We start from the raw sequence: 18,977 nt of genomic DNA on the forward strand, positions 1-18,977 counted from the left end.
AAAGAAATTATCATGAGCGCTAAAACCATAAAAATAACTTACTGGGTGCTTAATATCCTTTTCTGCCTTTTTCATGTAATGGATGCAATAGGAGGATTAACCCAGGCAAAAGCAGGTGTGGATGCAATGCAGGCAATGGGCTACCCTTTATATCTGATGAGTTTCCTGGCTGTTCTCAAGCTTTTGGGTGTAATTGCTCTGTTGCAGGATAAATTCAGAACGATCAAAGAATGGACATTTGCCGGCTTTTCTTTTACACTTATAGGCACAGCTGTATCTCATGCCTGTATTAATGATAACCCTGCCTTTGTCATACTGCCAGTGGTATTTTTAGCTTTGCTTTTTGCGCTATATTATTTCTGGAGAAAATTTGAGCAGGTAAAAGTTGACTTGGCATAACTGCACTCTCATATTTGCAGTATCTTAGTATTAGATACTGCAAATTTTCGAATATTATGAAAGGCGATTATTTAGAAAGTACCATCAAACAGTTTGAATATTACAAATTGCTTGGTGAAAAGTCGATGGAACAATTGCCCGAAGAAAAATTGTTCTGGCAATTTAATAATGAGAGTAATAGCATAGCAACTATTGTAAAACATCTTTGGGGCAATATGCTTTCCAGGTGGACGGACTTTTTAACATCAGACGGAGAAAAAGAATGGCGCAACAGGGATGCTGAGTTTGAAAATGATATCCGATCTAAAGAAGAGTTGCTGGCGAAATGGAACGAAGGCTGGCAATGTATGCTTAATTCATTAAAGCAATTGGAGGAGGATGATCTGCAAAAGATAATTTATATCCGTAACCAGGGGCATACCGTGATGGAGGCCATTAACCGGCAATTGGCTCATTATCCATATCATATTGGGCAAATGGTATACATAGCCAAGATGGTAGCTGATAATAACTGGAAAAGCCTGACCATTCCAAAAGGGAATTCACAATCATTCAATGCTGAAAAGTTCTCGAAACCTAAATCAAGAAAGCATTTTACTGATGAAATATTGAAAAGTCACAATAGACAATCACACTAAGCTGACGCGGCAGATCCTTTATTCCCCGGATTTTTTCTTTTCTTAAAATTATTTCTGTTCCTGTTGCGGCCATCAGATGGTTTACGATCTCTGAAAACCGGGGCTTCCCCCAATTCAGCAGGCAGTATATTTTCGGTGATCTCTTTACCTATCAGTTGTTCAATTGTTTTTAGTTTCCGGTTATCGCGTTCATTTACCAGGGTAATAGCTGTGCCTGTAGTTTCAGCACGTGCAGTACGACCTATGCGGTGAATATAATCTTCAGGATCGGATGGCACATCATAATTGATCACTAAATCAATACCTTCAACATCAATTCCCCGCGACAGCGCATCTGTACCAATAATAACGGGCAGATCGCGATTTTTAAAATCAAGTAGTATTTTTTCACGCTCATTCTGCTCAAAATCGGAATGGAACGCGCTTACCTTAATATGCGCCGCTCTAAGTTCGCGGTTCAGTCTTTTTACTTCATCCTTCGTATTAGCAAATATGATGGTACTGGTGTAATTGCCGTTTTTAAGCAAGAAAGTTACCAGCTTTGATTTTTGTTCATTATGAACTTTATATAGCTGCTGATTAATACCTTCTGCAGGTTGAGAAGTAGCGAGGTTGACCTGCTCCGGATTGCGCAAAATAGAATTGGCCAATTTGCGAATAGGTCCCGGCATGGTAGCCGAGAACAGAAGCGTTTGACGCTGCACAGGTATATCGCGTATGATGCGCATGATATCTCCCATAAAACCCATATCGAGCATTCGATCGGCCTCATCCAATATGAGGTATTTGATATGGTCAAGCTTAAGCACCCCCGAAGTCAGGTGGGCAATAAGTCTTCCCGGTGTTGCGATCAGAATATCTACCTTGTTTTGTATGCCTCTGCGTTGCTGTTCATACACAATGCCGTCGCCACCGCCATAAACCGCTATTGAGCTTAAACCTGTAAAATAGGCCAAACCTTCTACCTGCTGATCTATTTGCTGAGCCAGTTCGCGTGTAGGTGCCAATATAAGTGCAGTTATTTTATGCCCCTCACCTGCTTCAGCGATCTTGTGAAGCACTGGTAATAAATAAGAAGCTGTTTTCCCGGTGCCGGTTTGTGCACAGGCAATAAGGTCTTTACCCTCTAATACAATAGGTATAGCCATTTCCTGTATAGGCGTGGGCGTATTGTATCCCATGCTTAGGATACCTTCGTTGAGGTGTTCGTTAAAATTAAATTCCTGGAATGTCAATAGTCTAAATTATGTCCCGCAAGATACGAAAAATTTGAGGCTCAGCTAAATACTGTTTTTATTTAAATGCTTATCCTGCAATATATTTACCAATAAATGGTATTTTACTAATAATGAAGATCAACAAAAAGGACAGGATAAAACAAACTAACGCGGTGATGGGAATACTAAAAACGGGATTGCATAATTTATAACTGATACCCCACCATTGATCGATCAAAACAAGGAACAAGGCATGGCACAAATAAATACCTAAACTAAGCCCCCCTGCAAGGTCACGAATTTTAACCAAGGATTGCGGTAGTTTGAAAACCGTTACCCGGGCGAGTAAAAATATGCCCGATGAAAACAATATAATGAATGGCCCAAGTGGTTCATACATGGCTGTACTAAGATCTCTATTGTTTGCTGAAATGAAGTAGGTACCAATCGTAATTCCAATAAGACAAACGAAGAAATAAATGATCAATGGAGTTTTAATTCCTTTAGGTAATTCTTTTGAAGCAAGATAATGCCCTAATACTAAATAACCCAAATACCCTATAAAATAATGCACATCTATTTGTGGTTGAAATCTTGATAAATAGGGCTGACTAAAGGCCGTCACCACAAACCAAACGAGTAAAAAGTAAAGTATCTCTTTTTCTGTTGCATGCTGCACAAACTTGCTAATCACCGGTATAAACAGATACAGGCCAATCAGCATATATACATACCACAGATGGTAAAAAGCACCATATTTAAGCTGATGCAAAATGATATGAATATTTGCCCATACATCATTTGTAAAAGCAATATCCTCATTATACCAGGAGTAACCGATATAAACAAAACTCCAGAACAGAAAAGGCCAAATTACCCTGGTAAGGCGTCGTTTCAGGAAATCGCCTAGTTCATACTCACGATGAAGAAGCAATGTTCCGCTTATCATTACAAAAACAGGCACAGCAAAACGGACCAAAGCATTATAAAAATCAGCCACCAGCCAATGATTAAGTGGTGACTTTTTATAATCCATCAACAACAACGAGGCCGTATGCAGCACAATAACAGCAAAAAGAGAGATCACCTTTAAATTGTTGATCCAATCAATGGTTGGGGGCTTATTAACTACTGTATTTTGTGATGCTGAGGTTTCCAGGGCTGAAAGTTTTGTTAAAAATAGTATTTTAAAATAAAAACCCGGTTACCATTAAGCAACCGGGTATATGCAAAGATCAATGACTGTTATCAGATCAATTAAGAATTGACGTTTAGTCCTGAGTCGAAAGTCTGGAGTCTGGGATCGGAAAAATGCGAAACCGACTTAAGACTTACGACTAAAGACTTTTGACCTGACACCAGTTTTTTTTTATCTCTTCAGCTCAGTAATAGCTACTTGTGGCTGCAATACATCATGTACTTTTTCGGTTACGATGTTTTTCGCAAGGTCAAACTTTTTGGTCTCCTTAATATCCGTTGCAGAAGCACCAATTTTTACCTCGTAAGTACCTGCCTGTGCCACCCATGATAATTTAGCAGTATCAAATGATGCCAGATCCTTCGCAGATAATGTCAGGTTGATAGTTTGTGATTCTTTTGGAGCCAATAATTTGGTTTTAGCAAAAGCTTTTAACTCTTCTTCTGGCTTAGGTAAACCGCTTTGAGGCGCACTAACATAAAGCTCTACTACCTCACGGCCTGCTACATCACCATTATTAGTAACAGTAATGGTCGCTGTAATTGTACCGTTAAAAGTTTTTGAGCTCAGTTTAAGGTCACTATACTTAAAGTTGGTATATGATAAACCATATCCAAACGGATAGGCTGTTTTTACATCAAAAGTATTGTAGTAACGGTAGCCAACATAAATGCCTTCTTCGTAAGTCACTTCAGATGGCCTGCCTCCCATCATGCCTGGCTTTTCTCCTGCCGGCATTGGTAAATCCTTACCAGGGAAATTTTTCGCCGAGGGCACATCCTGGTAATCCATCGGGAATGTGGTTGCCAGTTTGCCAGAAGGGTTTACTTTTCCACTTAAAACGTCTGTAATAGCGTTACCTGCTTCCAAACCTGGCTGCCATGCTAACAAGATGCCATCAGCCTGATCTCTCCAGCTTGCTGTTTCAATTACACCGCCAATATTCAATACTACTACCAGTTTTTTACCTTTTGCATGGAAGGCATCAGAAATACTTTTAATCAAAGCTTTTTCATCAGTCGAAAGATTAAAGTCATTATCTACCTTACGGTCAGCACCTTCACCGGCATTACGGCCAATAGTAAAGACGGCCACATCAGCATCGTTAGCTTCTTTTGCAAGCACTTCAGGAGTAATGGCCAACTGTGGGGGTGGCGGAGGCAGCATAAAGAATGACATTGCGTTATGCGGCTGTTTTGCTTTTATATCTTTTAAATACGATTCATATGAGTTTTTAAGGTTATTATCAACTGTGTAACCGCCATTGGCTAAACCCTGTACCAGCGAAATGGTATATGCCTTGTTCACATTACCGCTACCACTGCCGCCGGCAATCAGGTCATATGAAGTATTACCAAAAAGGGCTATACTCTTAGCCTTTAAAGGCAGAGCGTGGCCTTCATCTTTTAACAACACCATTCCCTGCGCAGCCGCAGAACGGGAAATCTGTGCATCTTTTTTAAGATCAGGTGCGCTTGAATATTTGTACTTTTTAAACTCAGGCGATTTCAGGATGATATTCAATATCCTGGTAACATTGGCATCAAGTTGTGCCATGCTTAATTTGCCATTCTTCACTGCGTCAACAATAGCTTTTGATTGCTGCGGATTACCCGGCATCAATAGGTCATTACCGGCATTCATTTGCTCTACAGCATCTCGCCCGCCGAACCAGTCGGTCATTACTAACCCTTTAAAGCCCCATTCGTTCTTTAATACGGTGGTCAAAAGGTCACGGCGTTGTGATGTATAAGTTCCGTTCAATTTGTTATAAGATGACATTACTGTCCATGGATGTGAGTTTTTTATGGCGATCTCAAACCCCTTCAGATAAATCTCACGCATAGCCCTTTCGCTTACAATCGTATTTACGCTGTTACGATTAGTTTCCTGGTTATTAGCAACAAAATGTTTGATAGATGTTCCTACACCCTGTGATTGTATACCATTGATCATAGCAGCAGCAATACGGCCGGTTACCAGCGGATCTTCAGAGTAGTATTCAAAATTACGTCCACCCAATGGGTTACGGTGGATATTTACACCCGGGCCTAACAGCACATCAGCACCATATTCATGTACTTCACTACCGAATGCGGCACCAACCTGGTGCACCAATGCAGGATCCCATGAGGATGCCAGCAACGTACCAACCGGGAAAGCTGTAGCATAATAAGTTTTTGAGCTATCACCATTACGGATAGGGTCGATACGGATACCTGCCGGGCCATCAGAAACGGTAATTGATGGAATTCCCAAACGTTTAATGGCATGGGTACGACCTGCAGCGCCTGGTACTTTTTCAGGGATATTGTAAGCGTCCTCGTCAGACGGAGGCAGCTTAAATCCGCCGATATCAACACCCTCTTTCATTTGTTTTGCGGTGGGCTTCGGTGCTCCGGGCATTTTAAAGCCCATACCTACCACCAGTTTGGATTTCTCTTCCAGAGTCATGGCTTTAACAACATCTTTTACCGGGCTTTTCCCAAGCTGCGGGGTTGCCGCGGGCTGAGCTTTCGTCTGTGCAGACGCATTAATACTGACCAAGCAAGCCATCAAGGCTATGGTCGGCAAAAAGAATAAGTTTTTCTTCATTTCAGGATTATTTTGATTTGTTCCCTCAATTAGTAGCGAGGGATAAATTGGTTTATTGGTTCAACAAAACAACTTAGTGTCATTGTGACACAATGATAGTGATTATTTTATTATATCCAAATAACTGCAGCAGATTTATTTTATAGACAGATAGTTACACTGCCTAAGGTTTAAAACCCCAATCAAATAACTATTTAAATAATGTATTAAGGAAACGTACGTAATAGATACGCATACAAAAAGCATAGACAAGAAGCTGTTTTTAATCTATGAAAAGAATTGATCTGATGGGTTATTATGCATAAATACATCACTCAAATCATTTTTATTTATTTACTTTGGCACCCTGTATTACTTTTCAATACGGATTATAAAGATGACCTACTGTTTAGGAATTAAAGTTAAAGAGGGGCTGGTAGCCATTGCTGATACGCTGATTACTTCGGGGACGGAAACAGCTATCAAAAAGAAAATATTTATAGAACAAAAAGATAATTTTTCTCTTTTTATCATGACCAGCGGATTACGGTCTGTAAGGGATAAAGCGGTAGTATATTTCAGGGAACAATTGGAGAGTCAGGAGTTTAACAAACTGTACAAAGCCGCCAATGCTTTCGGACAGCAGATCAAACGGGTTGCCGAAGAAGACAAAGTATCACTTGAAAAAGCAGGCTTTAAATTCGACCTGAACACCATCATTGGAGGCCAACTAAAGGACGATACTGAACATAAGTTGTTTTTGCTTTTTCCTGAAGGGAATTGGGTAGAATTGGAACAGGGTGCACCTTACGTGATCATCGGTAATTCCGGACATGGCAAGGCTATACTTAACCGAACGCTGACAGAAAACACAAGCATGAAACTCGCTTTAAAGGCGGGGTTTTTGTCGTTTGATTCGACAAGGGTAAGTTCCAATAATGTTGACTTCCCGATAGATGTGATACTCTACAAAAAGGATACTTACGAGATCGCCGAACAGCGCTATGAACAAAAAGATCTCCAGGATATTTCTGCCCAATGGGCCGAAGAGCTAAAAAAAGCGCTCGAAGATATCTCAGAAGACTGGATGGAGGCTGCATTTGCAAAATTGCCACATAACGAAAAAGTATAATACTGTTGATTGAGTTGATTAAGTGAGTGGTTGAATGAGTTGAATTTCCTTTAGAAGATTATTATTACAATAACTTAATCAACCCAATTAAACTTAATCAACCAAAAAATATGAAATTCAATGTTTCCGCTGAAATGGGATATAAGATCAGGTCCGCGGGAACGCTGATATTAAATATTCATGCCTTACGAACGCCTACTCAGGCAGTTCTGGAGGAAACTTTTACTATTGAACCTTATGTAAAAGTAGAAGAGCTGTTTTCTGTCAATGGCGAGAACCGCATTATCCGCCTGGAGATAGAGGAAAAGGGTAATGTCAGGATCACTTATAAAGCTACCGTTGATAATACTTTTGAAATAAAAGACCATACCGGACGTGAAGAGATTCTCATAGGAAAAATGGACCCATTGGTATTACCTTATTTGTATCCAAGTCGTTATTGCCAATCGGATAAACTTTACAGACTGGCTAATAATCTTTTCGGGCATATTAATGACGCATACGAAAAGGTGCTGACTATTACTAACTGGATACATACAAATGTAGAATACCGCAGCGGCTCTACAAACGCACAAACATCTGCATATGATACTGTTACCCAACAAGCCGGTGTATGCCGTGATTTTGCACATTTGGGTATTGCACTTTGCAGGGCACTTACCATTCCGGCACGGTATTTTACAGGTTATGCCTATCAATTAGAGCCTGCTGATTTTCACGCATGTTTCGAGGCATATATTGGTGAAGAATGGATATTGTTTGATGCTACCAAATTGGTACCACTGAACGGACTAATTAAAATAGCCACCGGTCGTGATGCTGCCGATACAGCCATAGCCAATATCTTTGGGGACATCACTTTTACATCTATGCGGGTCAACTGTGAGTTGGCAGATGAAAATTTTGTGCCGGTTTATTTGTAGCAATATCGTAGATTCTACTCACCCTGACTTCGCTTCGCCCGTCATCCCTTTCTTCGGCAAGCCGAAAAGAAGGAAAAGCCAATTTCAATATTTTCTTTTTACCCTCTTTCCGCACAGCGGAGAGAGGGTCGTCCATCCGCCTTTAGGCGGAAGACGGGGTGAGTAAACCCACATGCTATTCGATATAATTACCCAATCACCCTAACCATATTTTTTATAACTTACAGCCACATTCTAACACATACTTATGGCTGAAACACCCCTCATCCAGATCCGTAATCTTTCCAAGTCATACGGCTCCAAACTGGTTTTAAAAGGACTTTCATTGGATATCTATCCCGGACAGGTAATAGGTTATATCGGCCCAAATGGCGCCGGTAAATCTACTACGGTTAAAATTCTGACCGGCCTTATTCCTGATTTTGAGGGTGAAGTGATTGTGGATGGTATCAATATGGCAGTTGATCCGCTCGGTATTAAAAAGCTGTTTGGCTATGTTCCCGAAAATGCAGAGATATACGATGTGTTGACTCCCATGGAGTACTTGGATTTTATCGGGAAATTGTACAGCATGGACGAAGCCACCTTACACGACAGGGCTAAAAAATTACTGATCGCTTTTGGTCTTGGTATAAATGGTGATGACCGCATGGATACGTTTTCCAAAGGAATGAAACAAAAAGTGTTACTCATATCCGGAATTATTCATAATCCCAAGATCATTATACTGGATGAACCCTTATCTGGTTTGGACGCCAATGCGGTGATTATGATCAAGGAGTTAATTATGAGGCTATCACAGGAAGGCAAAACGATCTTCTATTGCTCGCATATGATGGATGTGGTGGAGAAAGTGTCAGATAGAATACTACTTATTAATAAAGGTGAGATCATAGCCGACGGCACTTTCGAATCATTAAAACAAAATCATAGCGATACGCTCGAGCGGATATTCTCTAAGCTGACCGGCCGCGAAGACCAGGCAAATGAAACGGACGCCATTATTAATGCTTTTGATTAAAGTATGAACAATATCCTTTTAATGTTACTATCGATGGATAAACTGTTTTTACGTCTCGTATCTTTCTTTTACCCTGTTTTAGCGAAAACCGGTGTTGATACAGATCAGCTAAACGAAATATTGCGCGTAAAGCTGTTAATGGACAACCGCAGGCCCAAGGCCATGTTCGCGGCCCGTAAAAATGCCAAAAACAACGGGCAGCAATCGCCCTGGCTCACTAGCTTCTTTACCCTGTTAATGGGATTTCTTATAGGTTTGGTATTGACATTAGACGGTATGCCCTACGTTGGTGAAACCTATTATTTCATCATATTTATGATGTTGATGGCAATTACGCTGATATCAGATTTTACGACCGTATTGATAGACACCCGCGACCAATTTATTTTGCTGCCGCGACCAGTTAATGACCGCACAATAGCTGTATCACGTATATTGCATATCAGCATTTATGTATTGCGATTGGCTTTATTGCAAGGCTTACCGGCATTAATAATCGTAGGCTTTGTTGATGGTATAATGGCTGTGCCTGTCTTCTTTATACAAATACTTGAAGCCACATTCCTGAGCATCTTTATGGTGAATATCATTTACCTGTTGCTAATGAAATCAGTGAGCCCGCAACGCTTTAAAGATATTATCAGCTATTTCCAGATAGGATTTTCGGTATTGATATTTGCTACTTATTACCTGTTGCCAAGGCTGATCAATGTATCCGTATTGGGTAATGTTAACCTGCTTTCGCACTGGTGGGCTTATTGTTTACCCCCGGTTTGGATAGCTGCTTTGAACGAATTGCTGATACATTCGTCCCGCTCAGGGATGATCACCAGTGTACTGGCTATCATCGGGCTCACATTGCCTGTCGCTGGTTTATGGTTTGTGGCTAAAGTATTGGCCCCCGGTTTTAACAGGCGCTTATCCATCATTGCAACTTCTGATGGTAATACGAATACTTCGACCCAAATTAAAAAGGTGGGAAAATTCAGTTTAATAGAAAAGATCTCCAACCTTATCGCACCTGATCCTGTCGAAAATGCCGGGTTCAGGATCACATGGAAACTGGCTGCCCGTACCCGCGAATTTAAGATGAAAGTTTACCCCTCATTTGCTTATGTTCCTATCTACTTTATATTTATTGCATTAAACGGCAAAGGTGATATATCTGAAAGATTAGATAAGCTGCAAAACGGTCATAATTACGTTCTTTTGATCTATCTGAGTACATTTATATTATCATCTATACTCATGAATATATCCATGTCCGAAAAATATAAATCTGCCTGGGTCTATTATGCAATGCCTATCGATGAACCCGGTAAAATATTATCCGGTATGTATAAGGCGATCGTCACCCTTTACTTTTTACCTTATTGCCTGGTATTGAGCATTATAATTATTGCAATGTGGGGGCCACAGGCCATCAACGATTTGATCCTCGCCTTTCTGGTAAGCCTGGTATATGGTATGCTGATGGCATTGTTTATGGTGAAAGGATTGCCTTTTTCAAAACCTGTGATTGCTAAACAGGCCGGCGGCAAAATGATCACCTCTTTAATGATCCTTGCCCTTATAGCCAGCCTTGGATTTGGCCACTATTACTTGATGCGCTGGGAAATGGTAGTATGGATAGCTATCATCCCTTTCCTGTTTATCAACTGGATCATGTTCCGATACTACAAAAGGCAAACCTGGGATAATATAGAATTATCAGAGATATAGTAAGCGGGATCTTACTGGAAACTTTGCTTACCTTTCTAATTATTGATCTGGATCTCAGAAGCTGTCTATTATTTGATTTAAACTAATGATGTAAGTTCATTGCCGTTGACTTCAGTCAACGGAATAGTGGATTAAACATGTGGCTTTAGCCCAATATCCGCCTGAATAATTCGGCTAAAGCCAGATAGAGGCCTTTACTTCACCGTTGACTGAAGTCAACGGCAATGAATGAAATATTTTTAGCCAGTTTCTTAATTCAAAAAATCCTCTATCACAGGCAAAGCTGCCGGAGGATTATGTGCTGTCTTTAATGTAGTTAACTCCCCCATGTAGGCACCATGCCCACCGGGAAAAATAGCCAGGCTGGCATGTGGCATACGGCGATACATCTCAACTGCATGCTCTGGCAATGGCACATCTTTATCTCCAATAATTACCAGCGTAGTGTTTTGTATGGCGCTGATAGTCGCATCAGGTATGTCTGTAAAGTGCAGCATCCTTTGCACACATTGATCAAACATAATATGCAATGCATCCTGGCTGGGATTGACTGCTAAGAATGCCTGCTTGTACGCGTCAGGCATAACCCCAAAATCCGGGTTATTAAAGCCCTGCCAAAATTCAGGCACTACCCCTGCCCTTTTATACATGGATGAAGCTATGATCAGTTTGTTAACCAATTTAGGATGACGGATAGCAATCTGCAGCGCGGTAGTGCCACCGTTGCTAAAGCCGAATATATCGGCATTATCAATATGCAATTGCTGTAATAATGTGGCCACATCATCAGCATCTTGTTCAAAAGTTATCGGCCTGCCATCACGGTTATCGCTATGCCCATGGGCTTGGAATTCCACAGCAATTATTTTATGCGTTTTTTCCAACTCTGGTATCAACCTGCCAAAAGTGGTTTGGATAGTTGAGGCCGCGCCATGTATCAGCACCAAAGGTTTACCGGTGCCATGTATTTCGTAATACATGTGTAAACCGTTAACACTGGCATATTTTCCGTTCTGAGCTATTGCCGTATTCATAAATGTAATTATTAAAAATATTAAAGTTGTGACCCGTTTCATACCGAGTTATTTTTAGGATTTCAGATCTTGTTTTTCACTTTCATTCCGGCAAGGTATACTTCCAGTTTTTCTACATTTTGCTTTAATCCTTCGTCTGCCTTAAAGGTTTTCACTACCGGGATCAATTGTTCAGCCGATTCAAAAAGCATATGCCAGGTAAGCTGTGTTTGTTCACCCTGCGCTTCAAAACTTATGGTTGAAACAAACCTGGGAGCCGAAACATGTTCGTAAACTATCTTTTTATAGAGAACTACTTCTTTAAATATGCTTTTGTTTTTATAGTCTGTTCCATCAGGGCCATGCATAACCAGGTTCCATTCACCACCAGCGGTTAGATCCATTTTGCTAATGGTGGTTGTAAATCCATTAGGTCCCCACCAGTTGGCAATATGTTCAGGCTTGATCCATGCTTCCCAAACCAGATCTACCGGGGCATTCAGTTTCCTTGAAATAGTAATTTCCCGGTCGTGCGTGCTACTTTTTAGGTTTTCCATATCTTTCTTTTTTGAGTTTTTCTAAATATGTTTCTAAAGCGTCTAATTTATTCTCAAAATGCTGCCTGAATTGATCTACCCAAACAGATACCTCACTCAACTGATCTAATTGGGCCTCACAAAATCTTTCCCTGCCAACTTGTTTAATAGCGATTAATCCGCAATCAGTCAAGATCTGAACATGCAGTGATATAGCCTGCCGGCTAACATCAAACTTTTCGGCAATGGTGTTCACATTATGAGGCTGATCAGCAATCATGCTTATTATCGCTCTTCGGGTTGGGTCGGCTATCGCCTGATATACATCACGTCTGGCTCTCATATTGCACAAGTAAGTACTTGCAAATATAAGCGCAAGCATTTACTTGCGCAATATTTTTTTTAATTTTTTTTCAATAATAAATCTGATCTATAGAAAAGAGAGCATATCTCCAGAAGATCGTAAATAATTTGCAAATTTGATCTGTAAAGTGTTGTGTCTGATTGATACACTTAGTTCAATAAATACTCAACCATGAAAAAACAACTATTTATTATTCTTATTGCCTGCTTTAGTCTGACGGTTACCGCCACTGCTACTCAGGCACAAACAACCGAAAAACAAGCCACTGTTCACATTGATGGCGAGGTTACGTCACCCCTGGCAATAAATGACGCTGATCTGCAGAAATTCACGCAAACAACTGTTGTCAGGAAGGACAAAGATGGCCATGACCACACTTATTCGGGTGTACTTTTAGCCGATATTTTGAAAAAAGCGGGCGTGACCTTAGGTTCTGACCTAAAAGGGAAAAACCTTACAAAATGTCTGTTAATCACGGCCAGTGATAATTACCAGGTTATTTTCGCCTTAGCCGAACTGGATAAAGCATATACCGACAGAATTATCATCCTTGCTGACCAAATGGATGGCAAGCCTTTACCCACAGGTGATGGCCCTTTTCGGGTCATTATACAAGATGAGAAAAAGCCTGCCAGGTGCATTAAACAGGTAACCGGAATGAAAGTCCTATTCGCAAAATAGAAATAGATTATTAACTATCGACTCAGGACTTTCGACTAAAGACTCATAACGGCCTCACCGGGCTGCCGGTCCAATCCGTTCCAGGAGCAAGCCTTTCACCTTTCATTACTAATGAGAGGGCTTCGATTTTGGTGTCATCGCCTATTTCACTATCGTAAAGGATAATAGTTCCTGCACCAATACTGCTGCGTGCCCCTATCTTCACCGGTCCAACTTTCATTACACGGTCTTCAAACAAATGTGTCTGCGGACCACAATCGGCATTTAAGGCCACATCATTGCAGATGGTCACCATATCAAATTCGGTGATATCTGTAGTATTCATCCATACTCTTCTACCGGTTTTTACACCCAACAACCGCATAAACAAGGGTAACCAGGGTGTTCCCTGCATATATTCCAAAAGGAATGGGATAGACAATGCCTCATAGGTTGAAGTGATGGCTTCGCTGCGCCATACTTTCCAGGTCCACATGGGTTTTTGCTGTGGCCTGTATTTGCCTATAAATGTCCATTTCAATAAGGCAGTTAGTAAGAACGCCGGGATGCCCATAAAGAACAGGTAGTAGAATGGGAAATACAGGATGATCTTCCATAGTGGTTTTTCAACCAACAAGTCATGCCCATAGGCTATAAACAGGATAGAAAAACAGATGATAGCACTTTCCGGCAGTATGATACGTATAAACTCAACCGTTGCTCTTGCCACTTTACGCCGGCGTTTTGGGCGAATAGTCAGCTCCGGCGGGAACGGATTACTTTCCTGCCTGCGCGGAAGTGCAATAGCCGGTGAACCAAACCAATCGCGTGCGTTGCTATCAGCCATTTGTTGGGCATCAGGTGGGGTTGATAATACACCAATCAGCATATTACCTTCCAAATGATAACCTTGTGGTATCAGTGCACTATTACCTACAAAACTAAAACCATCAATGATCGTTTTATCCAATATTAATTGCTGACCACGCACGTCGGCTTCGCCTAATGTAACCGCATCAGCCACAAAAGCTCCGCTGCCAATTTCCAGTAATGGGTGAGTTACATTGCTGGCTGTAGATATCTCCGTATCCTTGCCTACCTTCGCTCCCAACGCCCTGAAAAATCTAGAAACAAATACAGTAGCATAAATAGGGTGCATTACGATCAGGTTTAATGATAATAGCTGATCAGCAAACCATTTGCGCACATAAAACATGCTATAGATAGGGAATTTGCCAGGCTTTACTTTCCGCTGTAAAAGCCGGGTAATAATAATAGTTTCAGCAGCAAATAACGCGAGATATATCACGGCCAAAACAGGCGCACCTATCAGATAGGTAAAATCATAATCATCAGCAGCATTATCCAGTTTGTTAATCGTGATGATAGTCGGCAAGAGCGGTAGCAGAATGATGAATGGAAAGATCAAAATAAACAGGATAAAGATCATTTTATATTTTCTGCGCCTGGCCTTAGATACTGGTAACGGCTGTGGCAGATCGGCAATATCTTTTTTCTCTTTTAATTGCGCCGGGCTACCCTGCCAAACCTCGCCCTCGGCAATAGTCCCACCCGGCTGCAAATGGCTCAGGTCTTGCAACTCACCCCAATCTTCTATTGTTGTACCACCTGATATTATTGCACTGCTGCCGATATAAGCATGGTCTCCAATAGTTATTCTGCGCAATTTTAATATTCCATCCTCTACAAAAGCATTGTTCAGACTGGTTTGTGAACTTAAACTGGCATCGCTGCCAATAGAGATCAGGTCCTCTGCACCAAAGCTAAAATCACTGATCTGCGCATCTTCGGTAATTTTCATTCCCAGCATACGCAGGTATGACGGATAAAGCGGCGTACCATTAAGAAACTGCGCAGGTAACAAACGCTGCATAGTTTTTACAAACCACCATCTGAAATAATATGATCCCCATAGCGGATAATCCCCCTCTTTCATTTTGCCGATAACCAGCCACTTGGTTGCAACACACACCACAGTGAAAATAGGCGGGATAAATGAGAATAATACCAGTGAAGTAATAATAGAATAAAGAACTACGCCCGTCTCCTGGTCCACATAGTAATAACCCAGGTACGGGATAAATATCTGAAACGCAAAAAGCCCGTAAATAATCAGCAGTGACACTGTTTGTGCCAGCCAACATGCAATGTGCCGAAAGAAAGGCACTTTTTTAAAGTTACTTGCCCTTGTGCTTTTTTCCTGCGGCTCTTTGTCCCATGCATCGATCAACGTACTGATGGGCCGGTGGATATATACATCCTTTAACGAGACATGCGGTAAGCCTGCATCACGCCTTAACTGGGATACAAAACCAGCTGCCAGCAAGGAATGTCCGCCCAAATCATCAAAAAAATCCATTGAGGGGTCAATGGTTTTGTTCGGGAATGTCTTGCGAAGCACAGCCATTATCCTGTCATGTGCAGGGGCATCCAGATCAAGTGCTTCCTGTGCATCACTATTTGGATCGATGGTAAAAGACTCAGGCATAGGCAAAGTCTTACGGTTGATCTTCCCGCTGGGCATTCTGGGCATTTCGGGCAGGGTAACTATTGTACCAGGCACCATGTAAGATGGCAATGTTTTACCTAATTCAAGCCTGAAAAGATTTTCTTCAATACAAACCTGGTCTTCCATTACCACATAACCCACCAGTTGTTCCTGCCCGGTGCTATCCTTACGCACAGCAACAGCTGCCGACCTTACGCCTGATATCCCGTTCAAACAGGCTTCAATCTCCCCCAACTCAATCCGGTAACCACGCAACTTGATCTGATCGTCAAACCGTCCTTGCAGATCTATGGATCCGTCCCGATTAATGATAGCTGCATCACCTGTACGATAGACTCTATCGCCCGGTAACTCAGCAAGTGAAGCGGGCTTTTGAACAAATTTCTCCGAAGTTAGCTGAGGCAATTTCACGTATCCGTTTGATACCCCCGGGCCGGTAATAACCAGCTCCCCTGCTTCGCCGAATGGCAACAAATTTAACTTGTCATCTACCACAGCCAGGTTATAATTAGGCAATGGCTGTCCTATCACGATGTTATCACCTGGATTTAGCTGAGCGATGGTAGCAGTAACCGTAGTCTCCGTCGGGCCATAGCTATTATAAAATTTAATACCTTCTTTTGCCCATTTCGCTAAAACCTGTGGCGTACACGCCTCGCCGCCTGCGTTAACCAACCGTAATGACGGTATCGTATCTTCCATCACAGCAAGCAAACTTGGCACCGCATGCAGTATAGTTATATTTTCTTTTTTTAGTGTGTCGCCTAATTCATCAATGGCTTTTGATGTTGTATTATCTGCTACCCAAAGCGTTGCCCCGGCAAAATAACTGATCCAGGTTTCTTCGCACCACATATCAAATGACACGGAAAATCCCTGGTATACTTTATCCTCTGGTTTAATATTAAATACAGTTTGCTCAGCCCTCACCAAATGGCAAATCTGCTTATGGCTGATAGGGATTCCTTTAGGTTTACCTGTACTGCCCGAAGTATATAATACATAAGCGCAATCATTGGGTTGAGGACCAGCCCCCCCGCCCCCTAAAGGGGGAGAAGCAGTTTTTAACTCCCCCTTTAGGGGGCTGGGGGGCACTTGCAGCAATTTGCACTGCACATTCAACTGCTGCATACTGAAGCAGGCGGTAGCGCCTACTTCTTCCATGATCACCTCTACCCTTTCGGCAGGTATTTCCCGATCAACAGGAACATAAGCGGCACCGGCTTTTATAATACCCAGAATGGCTGCATGTAATTCAAACCCACGCTGCCACCACACGCCAACATTACTTTTGCAACCAATGCCATTTTTTATGAGATAAGCGGCTATTACATCACTCCATCTGTCGAGCTCGCCATAAGTTAATTGCTGGTCATGAAAAATAAGTGCAGTTTTATTCGCATATTGCTGCGCTGATGCGGAAAATAAAGTTACAAGGGTCTCCTCTCTGATCAGATCCGGACGATCGGCACCAATTACAATACTTAGCTCACTCATAAAAACAGTACCTATTCCTTTGTTAAGGTATTGATATAGACAACAAGAATAGCGGAAGGTTTATACATCAATATTAAAGATTGTTTATTGCTGTTATGCAAAACAAAATATAAATCTTTTATTACCTTTCTGTGCTAATATTAAACTGATGGTCATCTGCTGCTATACCGAAATAAACTACCCATGGAGCGAACAGGAACTTGCCGATAAACTGGCGTTGCTCCCCGAAAAATTACGGCAGCAGGCATTACGCAAAAGGCAATGGATAGACAGGCAATTGTCCATAGCTGGAAAATTACTTTTGATACATTTATTAGAAAAGTTTAAGAGTGATTTCACTTTGTCCCATCTAAAATATAATACTTATCATCGACCATATTTTAATGCTGAATTTGATTTTAATATTGCTCATTCAGGAAATATGGTGATCTGTTGCGGAACTGATACCGGACAAATTGGGATCGATATTGAACAGATAAAAGAGATAGATCTGGATGATTATTTAAACTATTTTACCAAAAATGAATGGGATAAGATCGATCATTATCCGAAGCGGTTTAATGGCTTTTATAATTTCTGGACACGCAAGGAAGCTGTTTTAAAAGCCATAGGAAGTGGCTTCCATACGCCATTATCATCAGTTGATGTTTCAAACGAAAGCGTGGTCTATGATGATATTATTTATCATATACAATCATTAGAGATCGATCCAAATTATAAATGCCATATTGCGACAACTCAAATTTCACCAAGTATGAGGTTGATCAATATAAACTTATGATTGAGTATACTTGCAAAACACTAACTTTGTTATTGCGTTCTTGAACCTATGAAGAAGTTCTTATTGATTATCAGCCTGTTTACCTTATCTGCAAATATTTCTTTTGCCGATGCTATCACCATTAATCACTTTGTTGTCAAGGAAAATCCATTTGCGAAAAACGAAATCGCTATTGTGGCTGTTGACACTGCAAATAATGTTCTTGAAAATGTTAACGGAATATTCGCTTTTACTATCGATGGCTTCCAGGAATCTTTAAGATTTAACAGGGGCACTGCTTTTTACCAGCATAAGCTCGACAAATCAAGCTTCTTATATGTAAAACATGTGAATGAAGCAGGTACGCATTCCATCCTATACTACGTTTATAAAACCGATGATAAACTAACGCCTATCCATATTAGTTGGATTGTGCTTTTGGCGATTCCTGTACTATTGGTGTTGCTGAGTTATTTGTTCAAAAAATTTGTCATCATTGCGATCATCATCTTTATTATCTTCCTGTATTTTAACCACCATGCGGGTTTAAGCATTCCAACATTTTTTGAGAGTATTATTGATGGATTGAAGGGAATCTTTAAGTAGCCCCCTCTAAATCTCCACCGGTAGGGCAATGTCATTAAGTTAAGCAATAAAAGTAAAATGAATCTAAAATCCCTCCTTTTTGCTTGCAAAAGGGAGGGTGGTCGAGCAAAGCAAAGACCGGGTGGGTAAAATATGCAAGCAGCATTGACGCTAATGCATTGGCGACATCTACCCACCCCGACTACGC

The 18,977-nt window shown here is 41.2% G+C and carries 16 protein-coding genes; 9 read left to right on the forward strand and 7 right to left on the reverse strand.

Translation table 11 applies throughout. From position 1 onward, the window contains the following. Nucleotides 1-12 precede the first annotated feature (12 nt). Both ACPPVU_RS19325 and ACPPVU_RS19330 read left to right on the forward strand, forming a co-directional pair. Nucleotides 13-399: a DoxX family protein gene (locus ACPPVU_RS19325; RefSeq protein ID WP_426668301.1), complete on the forward strand. Its 387-nt coding sequence runs from the start codon at nucleotides 13-15 to the stop codon at nucleotides 397-399. A 56-nt stretch (nucleotides 400-455) separates the two neighbouring features. Continuing rightward, entirely contained in the window at nucleotides 456-1,037 is a 582-nt protein-coding gene (locus tag ACPPVU_RS19330; RefSeq protein ID WP_426668303.1) for a DUF1572 domain-containing protein, read from the forward strand. Here the strand turns inward: ACPPVU_RS19330 and ACPPVU_RS19335 are convergent. From ACPPVU_RS19335 to ACPPVU_RS19345, 3 genes are all read right to left on the reverse strand, one after another. Beyond that, on the reverse strand, nucleotides 1,034-2,272 hold the full coding sequence (locus ACPPVU_RS19335) for a DEAD/DEAH box helicase (protein ID WP_426668304.1): 1,239 nt from the start codon (nucleotides 2,270-2,272) through the stop codon (nucleotides 1,034-1,036). The genes ACPPVU_RS19330 and ACPPVU_RS19335 overlap by 4 nt on opposite strands. 70 nt (nucleotides 2,273-2,342) lie before the next feature. Continuing rightward, nucleotides 2,343-3,440: an acyltransferase gene (locus tag ACPPVU_RS19340; protein ID WP_426672208.1), complete on the reverse strand. Its 1,098-nt coding sequence runs from the start codon at nucleotides 3,438-3,440 to the stop codon at nucleotides 2,343-2,345. A 183-nt stretch (nucleotides 3,441-3,623) separates the two neighbouring features. Beyond that, nucleotides 3,624-6,047: a glycoside hydrolase family 3 C-terminal domain-containing protein gene (locus ACPPVU_RS19345; protein ID WP_426668305.1), complete on the reverse strand. Its 2,424-nt coding sequence runs from the start codon at nucleotides 6,045-6,047 to the stop codon at nucleotides 3,624-3,626. A gap of 376 nt (nucleotides 6,048-6,423) precedes the next feature. Here ACPPVU_RS19345 and ACPPVU_RS19350 point away from each other — a divergent pair, with 376 nt between their 5' ends. The 4 genes from ACPPVU_RS19350 (at nucleotide 6,424) to ACPPVU_RS19365 (ending at nucleotide 10,824) form a co-directional block, all read left to right on the forward strand. After that, complete coding sequence (locus ACPPVU_RS19350; RefSeq protein WP_426668306.1) at nucleotides 6,424-7,158, forward strand: peptidase; 735 nt, start codon at nucleotides 6,424-6,426, stop codon at nucleotides 7,156-7,158. Nucleotides 7,159-7,268: 110 nt separating this feature from the next. After that, a complete protein-coding gene (locus tag ACPPVU_RS19355) occupies nucleotides 7,269-8,081 on the forward strand; it encodes a transglutaminase-like domain-containing protein (RefSeq protein WP_426668308.1) in 813 nt (270 codons plus the stop codon). Between the two features lie 247 nt (nucleotides 8,082-8,328). Further along, nucleotides 8,329-9,102 (forward strand): ABC transporter ATP-binding protein, encoded by a 774-nt coding sequence (locus ACPPVU_RS19360; RefSeq protein WP_426668309.1) that lies wholly within the window; start codon nucleotides 8,329-8,331, stop codon nucleotides 9,100-9,102. A gap of 3 nt (nucleotides 9,103-9,105) precedes the next feature. Then, entirely contained in the window at nucleotides 9,106-10,824 is a 1,719-nt protein-coding gene (locus ACPPVU_RS19365) for a hypothetical protein (RefSeq protein WP_426668310.1), read from the forward strand. Nucleotides 10,825-11,075: 251 nt separating this feature from the next. Here ACPPVU_RS19365 and ACPPVU_RS19370 read toward each other — a convergent pair whose 3' ends face one another. The 3 genes from ACPPVU_RS19370 to ACPPVU_RS19380 form a co-directional block, all read right to left on the reverse strand. Continuing rightward, nucleotides 11,076-11,858: an alpha/beta fold hydrolase gene (locus tag ACPPVU_RS19370; protein ID WP_426668311.1), complete on the reverse strand. Its 783-nt coding sequence runs from the start codon at nucleotides 11,856-11,858 to the stop codon at nucleotides 11,076-11,078. 62 nt (nucleotides 11,859-11,920) lie between these two features. Further along, complete coding sequence (locus ACPPVU_RS19375) at nucleotides 11,921-12,394, reverse strand: SRPBCC family protein (RefSeq protein ID WP_426668312.1); 474 nt, start codon at nucleotides 12,392-12,394, stop codon at nucleotides 11,921-11,923. Then, nucleotides 12,375-12,716 (reverse strand): ArsR/SmtB family transcription factor, encoded by a 342-nt coding sequence (locus ACPPVU_RS19380; protein WP_426668313.1) that lies wholly within the window; start codon nucleotides 12,714-12,716, stop codon nucleotides 12,375-12,377. The genes ACPPVU_RS19375 and ACPPVU_RS19380 overlap by 20 nt, the downstream gene beginning before the upstream one ends. 192 nt (nucleotides 12,717-12,908) lie before the next feature. Between ACPPVU_RS19380 and ACPPVU_RS19385 the strand changes: the two genes are divergently transcribed. After that, nucleotides 12,909-13,418: a molybdopterin-dependent oxidoreductase gene (locus ACPPVU_RS19385; protein ID WP_426668315.1), complete on the forward strand. Its 510-nt coding sequence runs from the start codon at nucleotides 12,909-12,911 to the stop codon at nucleotides 13,416-13,418. A 43-nt stretch (nucleotides 13,419-13,461) separates the two neighbouring features. On the opposite strand, the gene ACPPVU_RS19390 is transcribed toward ACPPVU_RS19385, so the two are convergent. Beyond that, entirely contained in the window at nucleotides 13,462-17,424 is a 3,963-nt protein-coding gene (locus tag ACPPVU_RS19390; protein ID WP_426668317.1) for a Pls/PosA family non-ribosomal peptide synthetase, read from the reverse strand. Between the two features lie 148 nt (nucleotides 17,425-17,572). Between ACPPVU_RS19390 and ACPPVU_RS19395 the strand changes: the two genes are divergently transcribed. Both ACPPVU_RS19395 and ACPPVU_RS19400 read left to right on the forward strand, forming a co-directional pair. Beyond that, nucleotides 17,573-18,205, forward strand: a complete 633-nt coding sequence (locus tag ACPPVU_RS19395; protein WP_426668318.1) for a 4'-phosphopantetheinyl transferase family protein — start codon at nucleotides 17,573-17,575, stop codon at nucleotides 18,203-18,205. A gap of 48 nt (nucleotides 18,206-18,253) precedes the next feature. Then, the gene (locus ACPPVU_RS19400; protein WP_426668320.1) at nucleotides 18,254-18,790 is read left to right on the forward strand and encodes a hypothetical protein; all 537 of its coding nucleotides are present in this window, start codon (nucleotides 18,254-18,256) and stop codon (nucleotides 18,788-18,790) included. The last annotated feature ends 187 nt before the right edge of the window (nucleotides 18,791-18,977 follow it).

The sequence above is a fragment of the Mucilaginibacter sp. McL0603 genome (assembly GCF_049992945.1).
Taxonomy (GTDB): Bacteria; Bacteroidota; Bacteroidia; order Sphingobacteriales; family Sphingobacteriaceae; genus Mucilaginibacter.

Excerpts from the sequence above, each read along its gene's own strand:
- ACPPVU_RS19325 (WP_426668301.1), top strand. The coding sequence starts at position 13 with ATGAGCGCTAAAACCATAAAAATAACTTACTGGGTGCTTAATATCCTT.
- ACPPVU_RS19330 (WP_426668303.1), top strand. The coding sequence starts at position 456 with ATGAAAGGCGATTATTTAGAAAGTACCATCAAACAGTTTGAATATTAC.
- ACPPVU_RS19345 (WP_426668305.1), bottom strand. The coding sequence starts at position 6,047 with ATGAAGAAAAACTTATTCTTTTTGCCGACCATAGCCTTGATGGCTTGC.
- ACPPVU_RS19350 (WP_426668306.1), top strand. The coding sequence starts at position 6,424 with ATGACCTACTGTTTAGGAATTAAAGTTAAAGAGGGGCTGGTAGCCATT.
- ACPPVU_RS19355 (WP_426668308.1), top strand. The coding sequence starts at position 7,269 with ATGAAATTCAATGTTTCCGCTGAAATGGGATATAAGATCAGGTCCGCG.
- ACPPVU_RS19360 (WP_426668309.1), top strand. The coding sequence starts at position 8,329 with ATGGCTGAAACACCCCTCATCCAGATCCGTAATCTTTCCAAGTCATAC.
- ACPPVU_RS19365 (WP_426668310.1), top strand. The coding sequence starts at position 9,106 with ATGAACAATATCCTTTTAATGTTACTATCGATGGATAAACTGTTTTTA.
- ACPPVU_RS19370 (WP_426668311.1), bottom strand. The coding sequence starts at position 11,858 with ATGAATACGGCAATAGCTCAGAACGGAAAATATGCCAGTGTTAACGGT.
- ACPPVU_RS19375 (WP_426668312.1), bottom strand. The coding sequence starts at position 12,394 with ATGGAAAACCTAAAAAGTAGCACGCACGACCGGGAAATTACTATTTCA.
- ACPPVU_RS19380 (WP_426668313.1), bottom strand. The coding sequence starts at position 12,716 with ATGAGAGCCAGACGTGATGTATATCAGGCGATAGCCGACCCAACCCGA.
- ACPPVU_RS19385 (WP_426668315.1), top strand. The coding sequence starts at position 12,909 with ATGAAAAAACAACTATTTATTATTCTTATTGCCTGCTTTAGTCTGACG.
- ACPPVU_RS19390 (WP_426668317.1), bottom strand. The coding sequence starts at position 17,424 with ATGAGTGAGCTAAGTATTGTAATTGGTGCCGATCGTCCGGATCTGATC.
- ACPPVU_RS19395 (WP_426668318.1), top strand. The coding sequence starts at position 17,573 with ATGGTCATCTGCTGCTATACCGAAATAAACTACCCATGGAGCGAACAG.
- ACPPVU_RS19400 (WP_426668320.1), top strand. The coding sequence starts at position 18,254 with ATGAAGAAGTTCTTATTGATTATCAGCCTGTTTACCTTATCTGCAAAT.